Source organism: Clostridioides sp. LIBA-6822 (assembly GCF_056688955.1).
The window spans coordinates 2,056,197-2,076,954 of record NZ_CP196995.1; the positions used below are offsets into that span (position 1 = coordinate 2,056,197).

21 protein-coding genes are annotated in these 20,758 nt (G+C 27.1%); 11 read left to right on the plus strand and 10 right to left on the minus strand.

The genetic code is table 11. The features are described 5' to 3' along the window. Positions 1–10 precede the first annotated feature (10 nt). The 6 genes from ACTG48_RS09855 to ACTG48_RS09880 all read left to right on the plus strand — a co-directional run bounded on the left by ACTG48_RS09855 (position 11) and on the right by ACTG48_RS09880 (position 9,263). On the plus strand, positions 11–544 hold the full coding sequence (locus ACTG48_RS09855) for a shikimate kinase (protein ID WP_021384672.1): 534 nt from the start codon (positions 11–13) through the stop codon (positions 542–544). 18 nt (positions 545–562) lie between these two features. After that, on the plus strand, positions 563–1,402 hold the full coding sequence (locus ACTG48_RS09860) for a prephenate dehydrogenase (RefSeq protein ID WP_479918712.1): 840 nt from the start codon (positions 563–565) through the stop codon (positions 1,400–1,402). Positions 1,403–1,664: 262 nt separating this feature from the next. Beyond that, positions 1,665–3,842: a bifunctional diguanylate cyclase/phosphodiesterase gene (locus ACTG48_RS09865; protein WP_479918713.1), complete on the plus strand. Its 2,178-nt coding sequence runs from the start codon at positions 1,665–1,667 to the stop codon at positions 3,840–3,842. A gap of 32 nt (positions 3,843–3,874) precedes the next feature. Then, positions 3,875–7,306, plus strand: a complete 3,432-nt coding sequence (locus ACTG48_RS09870; protein ID WP_479918714.1) for a sensor domain-containing diguanylate cyclase — start codon at positions 3,875–3,877, stop codon at positions 7,304–7,306. A 16-nt stretch (positions 7,307–7,322) separates the two neighbouring features. After that, a complete protein-coding gene (locus ACTG48_RS09875; protein WP_479918715.1) occupies positions 7,323–8,069 on the plus strand; it encodes a YdcF family protein in 747 nt (248 codons plus the stop codon). A gap of 846 nt (positions 8,070–8,915) precedes the next feature. Continuing rightward, positions 8,916–9,263, plus strand: a complete 348-nt coding sequence (locus ACTG48_RS09880; protein ID WP_021384642.1) for a cupin domain-containing protein — start codon at positions 8,916–8,918, stop codon at positions 9,261–9,263. A 174-nt stretch (positions 9,264–9,437) separates the two neighbouring features. Here the strand turns inward: ACTG48_RS09880 and ACTG48_RS09885 are convergent, their stop codons facing one another. The 3 genes from ACTG48_RS09885 to ACTG48_RS09895 form a co-directional block, all read right to left on the minus strand. Next, complete coding sequence (locus tag ACTG48_RS09885; protein ID WP_021384663.1) at positions 9,438–9,917, minus strand: ABC transporter substrate-binding protein; 480 nt, start codon at positions 9,915–9,917, stop codon at positions 9,438–9,440. Between the two features lie 46 nt (positions 9,918–9,963). Beyond that, entirely contained in the window at positions 9,964–11,469 is a 1,506-nt protein-coding gene (locus ACTG48_RS09890) for a recombinase family protein (protein WP_479918716.1), read from the minus strand. Positions 11,470–11,667: 198 nt separating this feature from the next. Beyond that, on the minus strand, positions 11,668–12,522 hold the full coding sequence (locus tag ACTG48_RS09895; RefSeq protein WP_479918717.1) for an AraC family transcriptional regulator: 855 nt from the start codon (positions 12,520–12,522) through the stop codon (positions 11,668–11,670). A 394-nt stretch (positions 12,523–12,916) separates the two neighbouring features. Here ACTG48_RS09895 and ACTG48_RS09900 point away from each other — a divergent pair, with 394 nt between their 5' ends. The 3 genes from ACTG48_RS09900 (at position 12,917) to ACTG48_RS09910 (ending at position 14,775) form a co-directional block, all read left to right on the plus strand. Next, positions 12,917–13,198, plus strand: a complete 282-nt coding sequence (locus ACTG48_RS09900) for a hypothetical protein (protein ID WP_021384660.1) — start codon at positions 12,917–12,919, stop codon at positions 13,196–13,198. A 155-nt stretch (positions 13,199–13,353) separates the two neighbouring features. After that, entirely contained in the window at positions 13,354–14,202 is an 849-nt protein-coding gene (locus ACTG48_RS09905) for a sialate O-acetylesterase (RefSeq protein WP_479918718.1), read from the plus strand. A 51-nt stretch (positions 14,203–14,253) separates the two neighbouring features. Continuing rightward, the gene (locus ACTG48_RS09910) at positions 14,254–14,775 is read left to right on the plus strand and encodes a PadR family transcriptional regulator (RefSeq protein WP_479918719.1); all 522 of its coding nucleotides are present in this window, start codon (positions 14,254–14,256) and stop codon (positions 14,773–14,775) included. Here the strand turns inward: ACTG48_RS09910 and ACTG48_RS09915 are convergent. The 7 genes from ACTG48_RS09915 to ACTG48_RS09945 all read right to left on the minus strand — a co-directional run bounded on the left by ACTG48_RS09915 (position 14,755) and on the right by ACTG48_RS09945 (position 18,976). Beyond that, the gene (locus ACTG48_RS09915; RefSeq protein WP_479918720.1) at positions 14,755–14,976 is read right to left on the minus strand and encodes an integrase DNA-binding domain-containing protein; all 222 of its coding nucleotides are present in this window, start codon (positions 14,974–14,976) and stop codon (positions 14,755–14,757) included. The genes ACTG48_RS09910 and ACTG48_RS09915 overlap by 21 nt on opposite strands. A gap of 15 nt (positions 14,977–14,991) precedes the next feature. Continuing rightward, on the minus strand, positions 14,992–15,141 hold the full coding sequence (locus ACTG48_RS09920; RefSeq protein ID WP_479918721.1) for a helix-turn-helix domain-containing protein: 150 nt from the start codon (positions 15,139–15,141) through the stop codon (positions 14,992–14,994). A gap of 1 nt (position 15,142) precedes the next feature. After that, positions 15,143–15,550 (minus strand): RNA polymerase sigma factor, encoded by a 408-nt coding sequence (locus ACTG48_RS09925; protein ID WP_021384653.1) that lies wholly within the window; start codon positions 15,548–15,550, stop codon positions 15,143–15,145. 302 nt (positions 15,551–15,852) lie between these two features. Continuing rightward, positions 15,853–16,353, minus strand: coding sequence for a GNAT family N-acetyltransferase (locus ACTG48_RS09930; protein WP_479918722.1), 501 nt, complete (start codon positions 16,351–16,353; stop codon positions 15,853–15,855). Positions 16,354–16,366: 13 nt separating this feature from the next. After that, the gene (locus ACTG48_RS09935; RefSeq protein WP_021384670.1) at positions 16,367–17,293 is read right to left on the minus strand and encodes a hypothetical protein; all 927 of its coding nucleotides are present in this window, start codon (positions 17,291–17,293) and stop codon (positions 16,367–16,369) included. A 124-nt stretch (positions 17,294–17,417) separates the two neighbouring features. Then, complete coding sequence (locus ACTG48_RS09940) at positions 17,418–18,200, minus strand: aminoglycoside 6-adenylyltransferase (RefSeq protein WP_021384655.1); 783 nt, start codon at positions 18,198–18,200, stop codon at positions 17,418–17,420. A 155-nt stretch (positions 18,201–18,355) separates the two neighbouring features. Beyond that, complete coding sequence (locus tag ACTG48_RS09945; RefSeq protein WP_009897384.1) at positions 18,356–18,976, minus strand: Crp/Fnr family transcriptional regulator; 621 nt, start codon at positions 18,974–18,976, stop codon at positions 18,356–18,358. A 500-nt stretch (positions 18,977–19,476) separates the two neighbouring features. Here ACTG48_RS09945 and ACTG48_RS09950 point away from each other — a divergent pair, with 500 nt between their 5' ends. Together ACTG48_RS09950 and ACTG48_RS09955 are read left to right on the plus strand one after the other, a co-directional pair. Further along, positions 19,477–19,992 (plus strand): RNA polymerase sigma factor, encoded by a 516-nt coding sequence (locus ACTG48_RS09950; RefSeq protein WP_479918723.1) that lies wholly within the window; start codon positions 19,477–19,479, stop codon positions 19,990–19,992. Next, the gene (locus ACTG48_RS09955) at positions 19,989–20,750 is read left to right on the plus strand and encodes a hypothetical protein (RefSeq protein ID WP_479918724.1); all 762 of its coding nucleotides are present in this window, start codon (positions 19,989–19,991) and stop codon (positions 20,748–20,750) included. Before ACTG48_RS09950 ends, ACTG48_RS09955 begins: the two co-directional genes overlap by 4 nt. Positions 20,751–20,758 lie beyond the last annotated feature (8 nt).

Consider the following 20,758-nt stretch of genomic DNA (forward strand, 5'->3'; position numbering starts at 1 on the left):
GGGGATTGTTATGATAAATAAATCAAAAGAAAAATTAATATTAATAGGTATGCCAGGGAGTGGAAAAACTACAATTGGTAAACTTTTGTCTCAAGAGTATAGTTGTAGTTTCTGTGACATGGATGATTATATAAGTGAAATTTCTCAAAAAAGTATAGCAGAATTATTTTCAGAAGGAGAATCTGTTTTTAGAGACTATGAGACTCAAGCGTGTAAAGAACTTTCTGTAAGTGATAAGACAGTAGTGTCTACTGGTGGTGGTGTAATAAAGAAAGATATCAATATGGAAATACTAAAAGAAACAGGTATAATTATTTTTATTGATAGACCTGTACAAAAAATTTTAGAAGATATAAATATTAATTCAAGACCTTTATTAAAGAATGGCAAAGATAGATTATACAACCTTTATGATGAGAGAATAAGTCTTTATAAAAAATTTTCGGATATCGAGATTTTAAATGATAAATCATTAAATACTGCTATATATAATATTACGAATGAAATCAGTGATAAATTTAAATTTGAGTTTAAAGAAAAATAATCTGGGGGAGTGAAGCTAATGAATATTGTTATTGTAGGGCTAGGAGTTATAGGAGGTTCTTTTGCTAAAGCACTAAAAAAAGCAGGATATGAAAATGTATTTGGGGTAGATGTAGATTTAGAAACTTTAAAAAAAGCAGAAGAAATAAAAATCATAAAAGAAGGAAGTACTACGGGTAACGAGTTTTTTAAAGAAGCTGATTTAATCATATTATCTATATATCCTAGATTAATTGTGGACTTTTTAAATAATAATAAAGAATTCTTTAAAAAAGGAACTATAATTACTGATACCACAGGAATAAAAGAAGCAATTATTAATGATGTATTAAAAATAATTCCAGATGATATAGATTTTATATTTGGGCATCCAATGGCAGGAAGAGAAAAAAAAGGAATTGATTTTGCAAGTGAACAGGTCTTTAAAGGAGCAAATTATATAATTACTCCAACTGGTAGAAATAATATAAAGAATTTAGAATTAGTTGAAAATTTAATTTTAGAAATAGGATTTAAAAGAGTAAAAAAATTAACTTCACAGAAACATGATGAGATTATAGCTTTTACATCTCAACTTCCTCATGTTATGGCAGTTGCTCTTATAAATAGTGATGAAGAAGACAGAGATACTGGTAAATTTATAGGAGATAGTTATAGAGATTTAACTAGAATTGCAAATATGAATGAAGACTTATGGAGTGAACTTTTTTTAGGAAATAGAGATAATTTACTAAAATCTATAGAAAATTTTGAATCAGAAGTAAATTTGATAAAAGATGCTATTTTTAATAATGATAAAAATAAATTGGTAGAATATTTTAAAAAATCATCAATAAGAAGAGAAATTCTAGAAAAATAAAGATTGCTATTTAAGGTATATGTAGATGGGTATAGATATAAGTGATAGCATATTAAATTATATTAGTATTTATAGCTTTAATATAATTTAATATGTTATTGATGTATTTATACCCTTAAATATTATTACCCTATAAATAACATTTTTTTAAATTGCCCTTTATTAACAATTTATGAAACTTAATTGTAAAAAAGAGTTATTAATAGTAAAATAAAGTGAATCAATGAAATTACAATTGGAAAAGAGGGTGAGGTGTAGCTACTTGAAAAATAGTAGGCCAATAGTGAAAAATGTGTTAATTGCATTTATAGTACTATTCTTTTTTAGTATATTTGCATTTTTTTATGTGAGTAACATGGATAATGTGTTAGAATATGAAACAAAAAATTATTTGTCTGAAATTAGTGCAGAAAGTAAAATTGCCATCAATAGTAAATTGAAAAGTAATTTAGACAAATTAGAGAGTATTTCTAAAATTTTAGAAACAGAAGACAGCTTCAATTTAGAAAAAACTTTAAAAATGCTAAAATCATATAACGAAAATAGTAATTATAATAATATTGGTATGATTTTACCAAATGGGAAAGGATATGCTGAAGAAATTTTGGGAATAGATTTTTCAGATAGAGACTATTTTAAACTTGCAATTAAAGGTGAATCTAATATATCAAAACCATTAATAGATAAAGCGACAGGAAAACTTACTGAGACATACGCTGTGCCATTATACAATAAAGGTAAAATTGTTGCTGTGATTGCAGCTGATTATGATGTTGAGTTTATATCTGAATTATTATCCATTTCTACATTTAATGGAGAAGGTTTTTCACTTATATGTGATAGCAATGGTAATATAATTATTCCACCATATCATAAAAATTTAAACTCAAATATTACAAATCTATCCCAAATTAACTTTGAAAAAAGATTTAATTTTAAAAATATGAAAATGTCAGACCAAGGCGTAGTGCAAGTTAAAAAATTAGATGAAAAATTTTATATGGCATATACATCTCTAGGAATTAATGATTGGTTTATAGCATCCTTTGTTCCAAAAATAGTTGTATCTAAAAAACTGAATAATTTAATGATAGTTACAATTATTGGATGGATTGTACTTTCATTTTTATTTTTAGGTATTATAATGTACATATTATATTCAAAGACAAAGAGTCAAAAAACTATAGAAAAAATAGCATATACAGATTTTGTAACTGGTTATTCAAATTGGAGAAAGTTTGAATTGGATGTTACAAACTTACTGAAGAAAACTTCACAAAATAATAAATATGCAATGATTATATTTGATATCGATAAATTTAAAGCGATTAATGATATATACGGTCATAAAAAGGGAAATTTAATTTTAAAAAATATTGCTAATACTCTACATGAATTAACCAATAATAATGAAACTTTCGCTCGTGTAAGTGCTGATAATTTTAATATCTTATTAACATATGATACAAAAGAAGATATAATAAATACCATCAAAAAGATTATGACGAATAATGAATTTGTAAACTTATCTTTTGGAATTTATGAAATTAAAGATAAAACTTTAACTGTAAGTGTATATAGTGATAGAGCTTCACTTGCAAGAGCTTCAATAAAAAATAATAGTGATATAAACTTTGCTTTTTTTAATGATAAACTAAGAGATAAGTTATTACTTGAAGATAAGATAGAAAAAGAAATGGAATATGCACTTGAAAATGGGCAATTCGTAATGTATTTACAACCAAAATATAATATTAAATTAGATAAATTTTGTGGGAGCGAAGCCTTAGTAAGATGGCAATATACAGAAACAGAAGTCATATATCCAGGAGATTTTATTCCTATATTTGAAAAAAATGGATTTATTAGAAAGATTGATATGTACATATTAGAACAAGCTTGTAAAGAAATTAGATTTTTATTTGATAAAGGTATTTCTCCTTTGCCTATATCTGTAAACTTCTCAAGAGTTGATTTTTTAAAAAAAGATTTTACTTCAAAGATAGTAAATGTATGTGATAGATATAAAATACCATATAGTTTAATAGAAATTGAAATTACTGAGTCTAGTATGTTTGGAGATACTGATACCCTATTTGATGTGAGTAGAAATCTGCAAGACATTGGTTTTATAGTTTCAATGGATGATTTTGGCTCAGGATATTCTTCTGTAAATATGCTTAAAAACATACCATTAAATGTAATAAAATTGGATAGAGGATTTTTTATAGATGATAAAGATATTGATAAGAGCCAGATTGTTATAAAAAGTATAGTTTCTCTTATCAAGCAATTAGGTATAAGTGTCGTTGCAGAAGGAATAGAAACTAAAAGTCAAATAAAAATGTTAAAAGAAGCAAATTGTGATATTGTTCAAGGATATTATTTTTCAAAACCATTACCAGTTAAAGAATTTGAAAAATTAGTCTATAAAATATAGTCAATAAATCTTAAATGGGAGGTGGTAATTAAATGATAAGAGCAAAATCTTTAAAAAGTATACTGAGTATTGTTTTAATATTTTTATTTACAATAATTTCTTTTTCTGATTTTGCATTTAAAACTAATGTTCAAGAAGAAGAAAATAATAAAGTTAACTTAAAGGAGATATCTCTTCAAAGTTCTAATGCTATAAAAATAAAATTGGATAGTTCATTATCATTCATCAAAAGTGTATCAAATATGGTTTCATATTTTGCTACTATAGATAATCCAGAAGTAATTCCATTGTTATCTAGAATATCGAAGGAATCTGACTTTCAAAGAATATCTATTGTATCTCCTAATGGAATAAGTCATACTAGTGATGGGAAAATTATTGATGTATCAAATTATGAATATTTCAAGAAAGCAATTAGAGGAGAAAGTAATATATCTGAGGTTGTAAAATCTCCAATTGATGGAAAAGATACTTTTGTTATAGCTACACCTGTATTTAAAAATAATAAGGTGATTGGTATTTTATATGGTTCTTACTATAATGATAAATTAGCTGAATTTATAGATATAACAAGTTTTAATAGTGAAGGGTATATAGATATATTTGAATCTAGTGGACAATTTGTTCTAAAATCTTCACATACGGACAATCTTATCAAATCAAGTAGTAATATATATGATATATTTAAAAAAGCTTCTTTTGATGAAAGCTATAGCTATAAAAAAATATATGAGGATACGAAGAATAACAAAAGTGGCTTTACATCATACGAATATAAAGGTGAAAAGCGTTATGCCACTTATACACCAATTGGTGTAAATGATTGGTATGTACTTTCTGTGATACCACAATATACTGTAAGAAAAAATATTGATAAAATAAATCAATTAGCATTTTCTCTTATTTTTAAAATATTTTTACTGTTTATTATACTTATAATATATATCTTTTATAAAAACAATAAATCTCAAAAACATATATTAAAAACTAATAAAGAAATATCATCTATTACGAATAGCATTCCTGGAGGCGTACAAAAATGTACTATTGGTGAAACATATGAATTTAATTTTTTAAGTGATGGTTTTATAGATTTATTTGGGTATACAAGAGAAGAAATAAAAACAGTATTTAATAACGACTTTTATAATTTAATACATAAAGATGATGTAAAAAGAATAAAAGAAGAAATTTCTGAACAACTTCATAAAAATAAAACTATTGAACTAGAATACAGAGTTATGACAAAAAGTCGTGATATAGTGTGGGTTTTAAATAAAGGCGAAGTTATAACAGAACCCGATGGAAAAGAGTATCTTTGTTGTGTAACAGTAGATATTACAAAAACAAAACAATTGGAAAAAGAAATGGAACAAAAGAATCTAGAACTTGAAATGGTATCCGAAAATGTTTTAGGTGGTATACTTATAACTGAGTTTAATGAAGATTTTACGATACAATACACTAATGCTGGTTATCTTTCGATGATTGGATATACTCGCAAACAACTAGAAGAAGAGCTTCAATACAAAGCATGTAATCTCGTTTTTTATGATGATAGAAAAAAGACTCTTGAAAATATACAATATCAGTTAGGTATAAAGGGTATAGCTGTATATGAACATAGGATAAGAAGACGAGATGGTAATATTATCTGGGTTTCTGTAAAAGGAAAGCTTATTGTTGATAGTGATGGGAGTAAAAAAGGTATTTGGATTCTGACTGATATAACAGATTTGAAAAATGCAGAGCAAAAACTTAAAATTAATGATGAAAGAGTTAGAATTGCATTAAAACAAACATCAAACACTATATTTGAATATGATATAAAAACCAAATCACTTTTAAATGCTAACAAAGAACTTGATAAATACGATATTCCTGATATCACTAAAAATGTTCCATATTCTTTGGTAGAATCAGGAATAATTCATAAAGATTTTAGTGATGATTTTATAAATATGTACGAGAAAATAATAAATGGAGCAAAAATAGCAAGTTGTATAGTTAAGATAAAACTTCCAAATGAAAGTTATATATGGAATAAACTTACTTTAACTACAGTTTTTGATGAAGACGGGATGCCCGTAAGAGCAATTGGTATACAAGAAGATATAAGTGAGCAAAAAGAAGCAGAAATAAGATATAACCAAGAAGGTAAATATCATTCAGCTATATTATCAGAAGCAATGATAACTTATGAGATAAATGTATCGAAGGACACTTTTATAAGAGGAAATGAAAACTGGTATAAAGAATTTGGAATTAAGCCTGAGAATAACTATTCTGAAATGGTAAAAACTATAGCAAATAGTATCATTTATAAAAATGATAAAGATGTGTTTTTAAACACATTTCTATGTAAGGACCTATTAGCTGCATACAAGAAGAATATAAGTGAAATAAAGTTGGAATATCGAAGAATGAATCAGGAAAATAAAATGATTTGGGTTATTTGTACAATGCACTTAATAAAAGATTCTATTACAAATGATATAAAAGCTCTTGCTTATGTAAAAGATATTGACAAACAGAAGAATGAGGAAATTAGATTAAAAATAAAAGCGGAAAGAGATACCCTTACAGGATTATATAATAAAGGAACTACAGAAAAACTGATTAATGATTTCTTAGCTTCTGAAGAAGCCAGTCTAGGAATCCATGCATTTTTAATTATTGATATAGATAACTTTAAATCTGTAAATGATAATTTAGGACATGTATTTGGAGATAAAGTATTATTTGAAGTTTCTAAACATTTAAAACCTATATTTAGAAAAGATGATATAGTGGGTCGTATTGGTGGAGATGAATTTATAGTATTCTTAAAAAATATTCAATCTTTTGATAATGCTAAAAAGAAAGCAGAAAAAATATGTGCTATATTTAGAAATTCTTACACCGAAAATAACAAGACATATAAGATATCTGGTACGGTTGGAATTTCATTTGTTCCAGAACATGGAACTATCTTTGAAGACCTTTATCAAAAAGCGGACATAGCACTTTATTATGCAAAAAGTAAAGGTAAAGATAAATATGCACTTTATAGTGATTGTATCTATCAAAATGAAACTAATAATATAGATTATGACAATATAAAAGAAGTAAATGAATATGAAAAATCTAAACCAGTACTTAAAAAAGCACTTGATTCCATTGATAATTATGTATATGTAGTAAATCCGAACACTTATGAACTTATTTTTGCCAATAATAAGATATTAAGTCTAGATTTAGAAATAAAATTGGGAGAGGCTTGTTATAAATCATTATTAAAATCCAACGAACCTTGTAATAATTGTCCTCTCAATGGATTAGAAGAAAATAAACATTCAAAATTCAAAATAGAGACAAATACATTTGGTACAAATATCAGCATAGCAAGTTGGATTAATTGGATAGATGGAGAATATAACTGTCTTATAGAGTGTATAGATATTTCTTTGTACAAAAATAAATAAAAAGGATTATGAGAATATGTTAAATAGTATAAATTTGATATTGGGTATAATATTTATAATTTACTATTTTTATCTTAAAATGGTTTTTGGAGGAATTTCATTTAGTGAAATTTTCTTGGTTGTAGGAATTCTATTAATTGTTTATCAAATATTTAAGAAGAAAATTAAGGAAAAGAAGGTTTTTTATAAAGTGTTAAAGATAATAATCAGTGTTTTCCTAATAGTATTCATAATCACTGAAAGTTTAATTATTTTTTATCCTAAAAATAGTTTTGAGTCAAAGAGTGATTATCTATTGATTTTAGGAGCTGCTGTCAAAAAAAATACACCAAGCACAACTTTAAAAGGAAGATTAAATACTGCCTTGAAATATTTAAGAGTTAACAGTGATTGTGATGTGATTGTATCAGGTGGTAAAGGTAATGGAGAAAATATAACTGAGGCAAAAGCTATGAAAGACTATCTTATAAAAAGTGGTATAGATAAGAATAGAATAATAGAAGAAGATAAATCTACTAATACTTACGAAAACTTTAAGTATTCAAAATTAAAGATAGAAGAACATAGCAAAAGAAAACTAGAAGACTTAGAAGTGAAAATAGTAACAACGGATTTTCATGTTCTTAGGAGTAAGATATTAGCATATAGAAATGGATATAAAAATACTTCTTTTTATGCTAGTAAATCAAAACTTTCATTTGTACCTACTTATTATACAAGAGAATTTTTTGCTCTATGGAAAACAATTGTTTTTGATAGATAATAAATAAAAAGGCTAGATATAAATTATAAATTTATACCTAGTCTTTCTCTATGTAATAAATTAAAATCTATAAAATTAATGCAAATCAATATAAAGATAATTTTATCATTATACTAATTATTGAAATTATTTATAAAGTTTACATAATAAAAATAAAGTTAACTAAAAATTCTTGTTTTGAGTTTCAATGTTCAATTAGACATTTAAATAGATTTTAAGCTTATTATGCTCTTGAAGGTATAAAACATCAACAAAAAATGTATAAGCTCTTTAAAAACCAAAATAAAAAGCCGTTATTTTGGACGAAATTAAAATTATAAATATTAATCAGAAGGAAAATATCAAAATAATGAAAGTAAATAAGTGGTATAAAACTCAGATAGGTTTTAGCATATATTTTCAAGCTTGTTTTTAATTTATGATTGTTATGAAGAAAATAAAAATGCCAAGAAGTTTTTGTAATTAAAGTGAAAAATAAATAAAAATGAAACATGTATGGTTTAATCTTAAAACATATCTTAAGAAATTAAGTTTAATTTTTATAATATTTTGTTTGATGTTTTAGAGTATAAAAGTATATTTTTAATATATTTAAATCTAAAAAAGAGGAAAAATAAGAAAAAAATTACTGACATACTACTGACAAATCGTGTTTTTTTCGTTATGAATATATTGAAAATACTTACTTAGTAAAAAACGGCATAAAATAGTATATTTTATGCCATTTACTATTTTTTAGGAAGATAAGAAAAGAATTTTATTCCTATTATTGATGAGGAGAATACTATTTTTTTATATTGGAATAATAAGAGTAAATCTATAATATAGAAAAGAGGTATTTCTAGTATGCATGAAAATAAAAAGAATCTATTAGATGGAAGTTTAGCTCAATATAATGATGCAGCTGTTCCAAAAATACCAGTATTTGCTGGTAGTGATATAACTTCAGAAGTTTATTATTTTAAACCTAATCAAGTTCTTAAAGCTCATAGACATCCTAATGGCGAGCAAATATTTGTGTTCTTAAAAGGTGAAGGAAAAATGAAACTTGGCGAACATGAATGTGATGTAAAAAATGGTGATACTGTCTTTGTACCAACAGGAGAATGGCATGAGATTACGAATGGAAGCAATGAAGAAATGGTAGCTGTTCAAATTACAAAAATTAATGCTGGAGCAGAATACAGAGGATAGATATATAAGTACAAGTAGTACTTTGATTTCTATTTTTTTATATAAACTTTAATCTCAAAATATAAAAAGAGTCTTTTAAAAGACTCTTTTTATATTTTCATATTTTTTATATAGATTTTTTACTTAAACATTCTACTTAAATAAGAAGTTTTTTAGTTAAAGTTAAATATAACTTTACTTTATATTTTTTATAGCATTCTCAGCAAATTCAGTATTTACAATATCTTTATAAGGAGCTTCTTTATCTAATTCTTTAGCCTCTTTCATAACATCCATTAATTTATTCAAACCTTCTTCTTTTAGTACCGGATTTTGTGACCATGCATCTATTGATTTATATCTATCTACAACTGTTGTTAAGTCTTCTAAAGATATATCTTCAAAGAAAGGTTGCATAGCTTTAGCTATATCTTTACTAGGTGCTTGTTGAACCCATAGTTGACCTTTATAAACAGCATTTGTAAATCTTTGAATTAAATCTTTATTACTTTTCATATATGATCTAGTAGTAGAGTAGGCTGTAAATGGTATCTCTCCAGAATCTTTTCCTATAGACGTAACTATATATCCACTGCCTTCTTTTTCCATAGCTGTAGCCGTAGGTTCAAAAGCTGTTGTGAAGTCTCCTTCTCCACCTGCAAAAGCTCCTGCCATTACACCAAATTGGTAATCAGTTTGATTATAACATCAAAATATGCACTTAATTTTTTGAAATATTAGGGTAGAGTATTAAAGAAAAATCATCAGTTCTTTGATTTGGTTCTTTTTTGTACATGGCATAATTAATTACAGTTTTAAGTAGTATGTTTTTTAAATAAGGTTCTTTATCTTCTGTATATTCATTTAAAACTCTTTCAAGTTGAGGAACAACTTGTGTTTTAACTACTTTTCTTTCTTTTTCCATTTCAATATCTATATTTGTTTTGTTTATAGATTTTCTTATATTTTCTAAACGAGACATAAGTATTTTTGAACGCTGTAGAAATGTATCGCTGTCATAAATCCCTTGTTCTAAAAAATCATGCAATCTCTCTCTTTGTTTTTCTAGGTTATTTAATTCTTTATTTAGACTTACTAAAGTATGTTCTAAATTATCCTTGATTTTAAAATTATCTTTTTCTTCTTTCAAAGATAGCCTATAATCCATTAGCCATTTATTTAAGACAAGTAAGATTTTATTTTCTAATATGTACAATTTCGTAGCTTTATTTTTACAATTAGTACAGACCATGTATTTCTCACATCCACTTGATGTAGTATTAGATTTAGCTACTAAAGTATGATTACAATATCCACATTTTACAATGCCAGCTAAGGGATTAGTTATTTTATTGTTTGGTGTAGGAGAATTGCTACGTTTTTTTCTTATATTCTGTGCTTTATTCCATATATCTTCACTTATTATTGGTTCATGTTTTCCTTTTACTTCAATTTGTTCTTCAATCCCCCTAGTTCTACTAGAATTTCTTTTTCTCTCAACTTTATTCCATACTATATATCCACAGTATACTTTATTTTTTATAATATCTCTAACTCCTTTTTCATACCAAGTTCTACCTGTTGTGGTTTTATAACCAAGTTCATTTAAATAACTAGCTATTTTACATGCTCCATCTCCCTTTAAATACATATCAAAGATTAGCTTAATAACAGTTGCTTTATCTTCATTTATTATAAGTATTCTTTCTTTATTGTTTAAATATTTAATATTATACCCATAAGGAGCTGCTTGAGCTATAAATTTACCTTCTTCAATACTTTTAATTTTTCCTCTTTGCATACGCCTAGATATTAACTTTAATTCTTTACGAGCCATAAAAGCTTCAAATTCGGAATATTCTTCATCAAACTCATCATTTAAATCATAAATTTTTCTAGGAGTAATAATTTTTGTCTTAGATTTTTTAAATGTATCTAATATCAATCCCTGGTCTTGCATATTTCCACGTCCTAAGCGGTCAATATCCATTACCAAAACGGCATCGTAGTTATTATTTTTGACTTCATCTAGTAATTCTATCATCTTAGGTCTATATTCTATACTCTCACCAGAAATAAGTTCCTCTTTAATATCAATAACATTTAAACGCTGTTCTTTTGCTAATTTTAAAAGAGTTGTCTTATGTCTGCTTAATGTTTCAAATTCGCCTCTATGCTCTGCTTCTTCATCGGCTCTACTTTTACGTAAATAAATTGAGACATTCATTAAATCACACTCCTTGAATATATTATATTCAACAGCAATATGATTATATTTAACATATAAAAATAAACCCTCAAAATATAGAATATATTTTACAGGTTTATTTTTATATGTTATTTCTATAATATATTTAAAATCTTATAGTCTAGGTAAATATTTATATTACTAGCTTTATACCTTAGTTATATTTTAAATTTAAAACTATTTTTTTACAACAGGTATCCATACTTCAAACTTAGCATTTTGTGGGTCTGGATTTAAGTAAAGCTCAATATCAGGACCATTATCATATTCATATCCAGAAGTAGGTAGCCATTCTGTCACAATACGCTTTTCTAGTTCTTGGATTGCTTGTGGGCATTGTCCTTCTCCAGAGAATATCGCCCAAGTAAAAGCTGGAATAGTGTATTCATCCAATGTATCATCTGCAGATTTTGTACTTGAAACAGAGATAAAATACTTCCATTCTTCTGAATTGTTACAAATGCTTATACCTAATACACCTTGAGGCTGACTATCCATCATAGGTATTAACTTTTGAAGAGTTCCATCTAAAGCAACCTTTTGCCACATTTGAGGAACAAGCTCAAAATTCTTTTCTAATTCAGTGTGAAGTGGTTGAGATACACCAACTATACGAAATGCTTCTTTTTTTTCAATTCTATAATTCATTTCTTCTGCTCCTTTTATACTAATTTTAAAGCTGATTGGAGGAAAGGCTTTCAAAGTTATTATTTCTCCTCTTTTTATAACTGATGGAGCAACACCATGAATACTTTTAAAAGCACGATTGAATGCTGTCGGAGAAGAGTAGCCATATTTTAAAGCCACATCAATTATTTTTTTATCATCATTCTGTAATTCTACAGCTGCTAAAGACATTCGTCTACGACGAATATATTCAGAAAGTGGTACATCTGCCATATAAGCAAACATCCTTTGAAAATGATATGTAGAGCAACAAGCTATTTTTGCAACTTGTTCATATTCAATTTCTTTTGTTATGTTTTCTTCAATATAGTTAATTGCTTTGTTTAATCTTTCAATCCATTCCATAAAATCAGCTCCTTGTAATTTATATAATATATATTTTGAAATAGTTAATCCTCTCTTTCTATGCACTAATTAACTAGCTTAATAAAGCTTAATAAAGAATAAACATGAGAAAGTATGTAATTAACCACAAAAATGAGTAAATAGTATTGTTTTTCATATTAAAGTATATCACAATTTAATATTTAATTTTATGTAAGATAACAGTTTTAATTTATTGTGAAATTTTTATAATCTTTTAGGTTAAATATTTAATCGTATATAACATTTTATCTATAAGCCCATTCTTTTTAAAGTTTATCATTAATCAAACTAATCTTAGTCAGCCAATTATAAATATTGATTGAGAATAGGACAATTTTTAAGATACATAAAATATAAAAAGGAGGGGATTTAAATGCCAAAGATAGAAAAAGACTTGGATGGTACAACTACTATAACATACCTAAATGATGATGTAGATGTTCCAACAGACGAGAACGGTTATAAAATATCCATGACAGTACTACATGGAAAGACAATATGCCATGTAGTATCTCCTGAAACAATATTAGGAAGAACACTCACACTAGAAGAAAAACAAGAAAAAGATACAATAATATATGAAGCAATAGAAAAAATAATGGTAGATAGACAATTACAAATAAAAAATTCAAATAAAGAAGTTGCTAGTCATTAGCACTTCTTTGATAAACTAAGTAGGACAAGTATTTTATATATATTCTATAATACTATTGACTTATAGTCTAATTAGACTATAATATAACCATGGATAGTCTAATTAGACTATTCTAAAAAATAAGTACAATAAGAGTTTAAGAAAGGATAATAACAATGATTAAATCATTTTTAATGTTAGGACAGTCCAATATGGCTGGAAGAGGATTCATAAGTGAAGTACCTCCAATTTATAATGAAAGAATACAGATGTTACGTAATGGAAGATGGCAAATGATGACAGAGCCTATTAATTATGACCGCCCAGTATCTGGAATAAGCCTTGCTGCATCATTTGCAGAGGTATGGTGTTGTGAAAATAAAGAGGATAAAATTGGGCTAATTCCTTGCGCTGAGGGGGGCAGTTCATTAGATGAATGGAATATAGATGGTATACTTTTCAAACATGCTATAAATGAAGCTAAATTTGCTATGCAAAGTAGTGAATTGATAGGGATTTTGTGGCATCAAGGAGAAAATGACAGTAATAATGGTAACTATAAATTTTATTATAAAAAATTACTTTCTATTATTGAGGCTCTTAGAAAAGAATTAAATATTCCAGATATACCTATTATTATTGGTGGTTTGGGAGACTTCTTAGGAAAAGTAGGCTTTGGAAAAAGTTGTACTGAGCATGAGTTTATCAATAAAGAGTTGCAAAAATTTGCTTTCGAACAAGAAAACTGTTATTTTGTTACAGCATCAGGTCTGACATCTAATCCTGATGGTATTCATATTGATGCCATATCCCAAAGAAAATTTGGATTGCGTTATTTTGAAGCTTTTTATAAGAGAAAGCACGTTATGGAAGCATTAGTTAACGAAAGAGAATTGATAACATCTAGTAATTCTAAAACATATACAAAAACAGAAAAAATATATATAAATAGTATGGATTTAGCATTAGGAAAGATATCATATGATGAATTTGAATCTCAACTTATAAAACTTAATGATAATTAGATAAAATATCCATTAATATATTCGCAAATTTAGCTTGAAAGAGGTGATTTTTTGATACCATTATTAATTTTAGGATTATTAAAACAAAATCCAAATTCTTATGGATATGAGTTATTAGCATTAATGGAAAAGAAGCATTACAAGTATATAGTAAATTTCACTAAAGGTTCTTTTTATTATAACTTACAGCAACTCGAGGAAAAAAAGTTAATTGAAAAAGTTGAGAATAGTCAACCTAATAAAAATAGGGAAACTCATAACTATAAGATTACTGAACTTGGATGCCAAGAATTTGAAAAACTAATGTATAAATATGGTTCTAAGACAGAGTATGTAAATCTATCATTTTACGCAACACTATTGTTTGCAAATGACTATAAAAATGAAAAGTTAATAGAATTATTAAAGATGCAAATCAAGCAAACTCAAGTAAGAATTTCTCTATTAAATGAAGCTATAGAAAATGATAAAACAAATTCACACTATTTTAAAAGGATGTTAGAGAATTCTCGTTCTCATCATTTAGTGAATATTGAATGGTTTGAGAAGTTATTAAATGATATTAAAGATTGATGCTAGTAACAAAAATAAACCTATATATACTTTATATAAATGTAATATAGGTACATAGATTAAAATAAGGCAGATAATTTCTATTGGTATATCTGTCTTTTTATTATAAAAACTTATATTAAAGTATCTTCCATCTTTTCTCTGGCTCTCTCCAGTTCTTAAAATTCTATCTTTATTATCTCGTCTTTTTTTAGTTGACATGATAAGAAGCTCCTCTCAATAACCGAATTGAGCTTGATACGTCATATGAAAAAGACGAATGATATAGTGTTCAAAATGTTTAAGTATTCCGTTTATTGCATTTACATCGCCATGTACAGCAAGTAAAATAATTGTAAAAGGTAATACTTCTTTAGTAGGTTTCATTTCAATGTTCCTCCATGAGTTCTTTCAACTCTTTTAGTGCATTTGTTTTGTGATAATGTACGGTACTTTCTGCTAAATCCATCAATGTTGCTATGTCAGCATTTGTCATGTTGAGAAAGAATGAAAGTAGAATTATATCTTGTTTTCTCTTTGTAAGTTTTCCGATTGCTTGTGCCATTAATACATCTTCAATTCGTATGTTGTAGTCGTAAGAAACCATACAGATGTAGTTAGAATCATAATCATCTAAAATACTCAATTTACTTAATTCTGCAAGGGACAAAGATTCGAGAGATACCAAATAATCATTTCTGCGTTTATTTTCGTCATAAATATCTCTAGCATAGTTACGTAAAACTGTTTTACAGAAACTGTCGAATTGATATTCAATTGTCTTTTCATCAACCATAAGATTTCACCCCCTTTCCATCACAAGGAGTTAAATAACCTTGCTTACTCCTATCACGGTGGGAGGGCGTTAAATCTTCGATAAATTTCAAAAAAAGAGAAAAAAATACACACTCTGCCTATAGGGCAAAAATGTGTATTCTTTAAAACGTATTTAATTTATATTGGTTGTAAGCCACCACCATATTGATGTATGGAAATATGCATTGGCTAGCTTTTCATAAAAATACAAAGATGCATAAGAAATTAATAGAGGGGAAAAACTTATTCTGTTATTAAAAAGTAGGTTAATTCTAATAAATGCTATTGCGGTCGAATTAAACTATATACATGGCAATCAATCATGTTTCTATTCTTTATTATGGAATTGTGACAGTATTCTTCAATCTTAAAACCACATTTTTCCAATAATTTACTTGACCCTCTATTGTAGGAATATACATTAGCATGAATTTTGTTAAGGTTGTATTTTTCAAAGGCAATTTTGCATATTTCTTTTACTGCATTTGTTGCTATCCCTTTGCCGTTCCTACCAAGCCAGTAACCTAATTCAGCATTTTTATTAATAGAGGTATCTTCTTCAAATGTTAGGCTGATACTTCCAATAGCCCTTTCTTGATAAAAAATAGCATAGCTAAGTTGTTTAACATCTGGAGTTGCCAAACAAAAACTAATAAAATCTCTAGCGTTTTGCTCCGTATAAGGGTGGGGGAAGTTGTCACGAAGATTCTTTGCAATTTCTTTATCATTCGCAAACTCAACTAAATCGGTAATATAAGCATAATTCCACTCTATAAGTTCCATTTTTCTTCTTCTTTTATGAAACAGCTACAAGAAATCTTTCTAAGCCAATACCACTTATCAAACAGCGTTCTTTTTTATTTCCAAGCATTTGATAAGTCCAGTCAACAAATCCACCGTCAACCATTTCAACGGTTTCATTTCCTTGTTTGACCGATAATTTGAAATTGATACCTTTATAATAATTATTATCAACATCATCATTATGAATTGATAACTCTATATTAGGAAAAATAAGTTTGATAGTTTCAACCATTCTGTCGAAAAATCCGTCATTATCTTTGTATCCGTTTCTTTTGCGTAGAATAATAGAGAAACGAACATTTTCTATTTCACTTAATATATCTTTATAATAGTTTAAGTGCTTTTCTAACAACATTTTTTCACAAGTGTAAGACCCTGTATCTATACCAGATGAAACCATACAATATAAGCCAAAATGTGAATATAAACCTTTACCTACAAAATTTTGTGCTCTTATTGCCCTAGCAGTAGTAGCCATGTGGATAGGTATGGTATTATTTTCTTCTTTTCTTTTTAATTTATCAGCAATAATTATTGCCAACATATTTGAGGGGTCTGCAAGTGTTTCTGTCCCTCGTAGAGCACTTACTACGTTATATTGATCTACGGAGCCAAAAACGCTACAGCTACCTAATGGAGCAGAGGGAGAAAGCATAATCGTCTTGATATCCATATTGAATGCTTTTCTCAATAATTTTGATTCCAAAGCATGAATTTCTTCTGGATCTATACCGCTAGGGATAGTAAATCTATTTAGTTGGTATGACTTTAGAATATCAGTTGCAGTTAAAGTATTTGCTTGTCTATCAAACACTTCTAATAGAAGTGAGTTCAAATCTGATTTTGATAGAGCTGATAACTTATCAACTATATTCTTATCCCCAATTTTATTTGTAATTCTACTTAAAATATCACTCATAGTTATCCTCCTTACTGTTACTTTCAAAATAATTATAGAATGGTTACAACAACTAATCTAGGTCGTTTGACCAAAGATGAAAAAACACTGAATATTTACTATTCAATGTTTTTTTACTTTGGGTTTATTTGATTAAATCTTGAAAATACTGTAATGCAACCCTTTCAGCTTCAACCTTTCGGACAATAGGACTTTGTGATAATTCCTCTCTTAACTCAAGATACAGGTTGATAGTAGCCTGCAATGCATTAACACAGCTTTCATATTCATGGGTAGCAACTGTCTTTTCTAATGCTTCAATATATTGGGGTGCGTCCAATTCAATTTTTCTAACTCCACGAGGTAATTTACCTAAGAGAAGCTGTATTAATGGGGCAAGTACTGATTGTCTTAAAAAAGATAAAAAATCAATTGTTTCAAATAGTTCTCTGCGTCCAATCTTAGTGCAAGCGTAATGAACCCAAATCCAAAATCTATCTTCAATCCACTGTAAGTCTGGAGTTGGGAAGTATGCTTCTTTTTTAGAATAAATTTCTGTTATGCAGTTGTTTTCTTCATAGAGAATAGCTGAATCTTCAACCCTATCTAGTAAACCATCTAAGGTTGTAAACTTAAAATCAACATGAAGAACAGGGGAATCATATAGGGAAATTATCAATCTAGGTTCTCCAACGTGTTCGCCAGTAAAAGCAGAAACTAATGTTCCAAACTGTTCCACAATAAGTAATCTCTCTTCGATAACTTCTTCATAGGATTTATCATCTGCTACAATCAGAAAATCCAAATCAGAATATTCATCTAACGATTTTGTGATATAAGAACCGCTAATTGCAAGTCCTATTATCCTACTATCTCTTTTTGAAAATTCTAATACGTTTTGTATCATTTCCTGTTGTGCTTTAGTCATAATATAACACCTCTCACTTTCTTTTATTAGCTATCAATCCAACATAATTATGCATAGGAGTATTATATAATGAAGAAATAAAAAAAAATAGGTCACTTGACCCGAAATAAAAAAGTATTGAATAATTATTATCCAATACTTTTTTGAAATTATACTTATGTTGTAGGAAGATTCTTTAATACCTCTCGCTGATTAATTACACTAAATCTTTTGTTTTCATAAGCAATTAGATGTTCTTGTACACATTCATTTATAGCACGATTAATGCTTCTAATTGGAGCGTTTACTTCGCTAGCAAGCTGTTTTTTGGTAAGCAGATTTAATTCACTTCTATAATAGTGTAAGGATATACACCTCAGAAGTCGTTCTTTAACACTTAAAGATGATAATTCTTCAATTAATTCAGCATTTACAACTAATTTACTAGATATTTCTCGAATCAGAAATTTTGTAGCTTCAAAATCTCCCCTTAACCAGTTTAAAAAATCATCTCTATGAAGTTTATATACATTACAATCTGTGAAAGCGACAATTTCAACGGGTTTTTTCCCATCATTAAATTGTTCCATTTCTCCAAAAAAACTACCACTTCTATAAAGATGAATAGTTGAGATGTTTCCTTTCACATTTAAGATGAATGCTTCTGCAATACCGTCAATCATAAGAATTACATATTCATTTTCTTGCTCAGCAAAAAGAATAGTCTCTTTCTTTTTATACGTTTTTTTAACAAGCTTCTTTTTAATATCTTCATTCATAAAATCAATTAAATGCATATTCATCCCTCCTTACCAAATCTTTGATTAAATTATATCATCTTTCAATTAGTTAGGTAAGATAGTAAAAATATATTTACATAGAAACTATTCCATTATTATTTTCCAGTTGTCATTTTTCTGCAAAGACGTATCAAGGCTCATTCGGTAGTAGTAAATTAGTAGTAAAATGGCTTTGTTAGTCCTGTATATATGCGGATAGGTACTGTGTTCTAGGGGATAATCAGATTTTTAGTATGTTTTTACACAATAAAATGATAAAGGTCATTTGTACTATGCAGACTGGATTTATAAAGATAAAACTATTCGTTATTGAGTTATAAGTACTTAAAATGAAAAGTATAATATTTGACATAATGGAATCGTTTGTGTATTGATTAATAGTGTAGGTAATTGTTAGATAGTTGTATTTATAAATAATTATAAAAAATAATAAATTATTTTTTATACTGACTTTTTTATAATTTGAATCGTTATATATAATGACGGAGGTGATAATAGTGAATGATGCTCGGATTATATCACGAATAAAAGCAGGAGAAAAAGAATTGTTTGATACTCTAATAAAAAAATACTATGACAGCATCTATTGTTATTGTTATCGCCATGTAGACAATCAAATGACTGCACAAGATTTAACCCAAGATGTATTTGTAACAGTTATAAAAAACATAAGTGATTATAAACATTATGGTAAGTTTGAAAACTATTTATATGTTATTGCAAAAAACAAGTGTAAGGACTTATGGAAGAAAAAGCAACCAATATATTTAGAGTCATTAGATAAAGAGATGTCAAAGCAAGAATTAGTAGATGTTGAAAACAAAATATTTGTAAAAGAAGCTTTGGTTAAATTGCCAGAAGTAGAATTTGAAGTGATAATTTTAAGGTATTATCATGATTTAAAATTTAAGGATATTGCTAAGATTATGGATTCAAGTGTTTCTGTTACTAAGTACAGGATGAATAGAGCATTAAAAAAACTAAAATTATATCTGGAAGGGGGGAAACTATGAATAATAAAGAAGTTAAAGAAAGTCTATCTAAATATAAGGTTCCAAAATATGATGTTTCGGCATTTGAAAAGACTGTTAAAACTATACATGAGTTAACATTTAATAATGCTAATAAAAGGATGAATAGTATGGAATTTTTCATCTCTCAAATTGGTTTTATACGAAAAAGAACTTGGGTTATTCAATTTTTAGTACTGTGTATAATATGCGTATTTTTATTCAGTACATCAAGAGATAGTAATTCACTTTACAATACTTTGTCCTTGATTTCTGCGACATTTCCACTTCTTATATTAACTAATATAGAAGAGTTAGCAAAAGTATATAATAGTAGTGTTTTAGAGATAGAATTTTCAACAAAAAATACGCTACATAAAATTATTACTACTAGAATGCTTGTATTTGGGATAAGTGATTTATTGTTTATGCTTATTATCTTGATATTTGCAAAACAAACCATTAATCTAGATATCCTGTACATAATAATTTATATACTAGTGCCTTTTAATCTAATGTGTATAGGATGTATGGAAATTATAAATAGAAACAAAGGTAAAAATACAAATTATTATTGTATGATATATGGCGTATCTCTTGTATTATTAATATTTACACTAGGTACTTTTAGAAAAAGTATATATCAATTTGAAGCAATAAACCAATGGTTAATTGTTTTTATAATCACATCAGTAATCTTAATGTATGAAACAAGAAAAACATGGAGACATATTCGTTCATTTGAAAATATTATTGTGTAAGTAAAAAA

Excerpts from the sequence above, each read along its gene's own strand:
- ACTG48_RS09855 (WP_021384672.1), top strand. The coding sequence starts at position 11 with ATGATAAATAAATCAAAAGAAAAATTAATATTAATAGGTATGCCAGGG.
- ACTG48_RS09860 (WP_479918712.1), top strand. The coding sequence starts at position 563 with ATGAATATTGTTATTGTAGGGCTAGGAGTTATAGGAGGTTCTTTTGCT.
- ACTG48_RS09870 (WP_479918714.1), top strand. The coding sequence starts at position 3,875 with ATGATAAGAGCAAAATCTTTAAAAAGTATACTGAGTATTGTTTTAATA.
- ACTG48_RS09875 (WP_479918715.1), top strand. The coding sequence starts at position 7,323 with ATGTTAAATAGTATAAATTTGATATTGGGTATAATATTTATAATTTAC.
- ACTG48_RS09880 (WP_021384642.1), top strand. The coding sequence starts at position 8,916 with ATGCATGAAAATAAAAAGAATCTATTAGATGGAAGTTTAGCTCAATAT.
- ACTG48_RS09885 (WP_021384663.1), bottom strand. The coding sequence starts at position 9,917 with ATGGCAGGAGCTTTTGCAGGTGGAGAAGGAGACTTCACAACAGCTTTT.
- ACTG48_RS09890 (WP_479918716.1), bottom strand. The coding sequence starts at position 11,469 with ATGAATGTCTCAATTTATTTACGTAAAAGTAGAGCCGATGAAGAAGCA.
- ACTG48_RS09895 (WP_479918717.1), bottom strand. The coding sequence starts at position 12,522 with ATGGAATGGATTGAAAGATTAAACAAAGCAATTAACTATATTGAAGAA.
- ACTG48_RS09900 (WP_021384660.1), top strand. The coding sequence starts at position 12,917 with ATGCCAAAGATAGAAAAAGACTTGGATGGTACAACTACTATAACATAC.
- ACTG48_RS09905 (WP_479918718.1), top strand. The coding sequence starts at position 13,354 with ATGATTAAATCATTTTTAATGTTAGGACAGTCCAATATGGCTGGAAGA.
- ACTG48_RS09915 (WP_479918720.1), bottom strand. The coding sequence starts at position 14,976 with ATGTCAACTAAAAAAAGACGAGATAATAAAGATAGAATTTTAAGAACT.
- ACTG48_RS09920 (WP_479918721.1), bottom strand. The coding sequence starts at position 15,141 with ATGAAACCTACTAAAGAAGTATTACCTTTTACAATTATTTTACTTGCT.
- ACTG48_RS09925 (WP_021384653.1), bottom strand. The coding sequence starts at position 15,550 with ATGGTTGATGAAAAGACAATTGAATATCAATTCGACAGTTTCTGTAAA.
- ACTG48_RS09930 (WP_479918722.1), bottom strand. The coding sequence starts at position 16,353 with ATGGAACTTATAGAGTGGAATTATGCTTATATTACCGATTTAGTTGAG.
- ACTG48_RS09935 (WP_021384670.1), bottom strand. The coding sequence starts at position 17,293 with ATGAGTGATATTTTAAGTAGAATTACAAATAAAATTGGGGATAAGAAT.
- ACTG48_RS09940 (WP_021384655.1), bottom strand. The coding sequence starts at position 18,200 with ATGACTAAAGCACAACAGGAAATGATACAAAACGTATTAGAATTTTCA.
- ACTG48_RS09945 (WP_009897384.1), bottom strand. The coding sequence starts at position 18,976 with ATGCATTTAATTGATTTTATGAATGAAGATATTAAAAAGAAGCTTGTT.
- ACTG48_RS09955 (WP_479918724.1), top strand. The coding sequence starts at position 19,989 with ATGAATAATAAAGAAGTTAAAGAAAGTCTATCTAAATATAAGGTTCCA.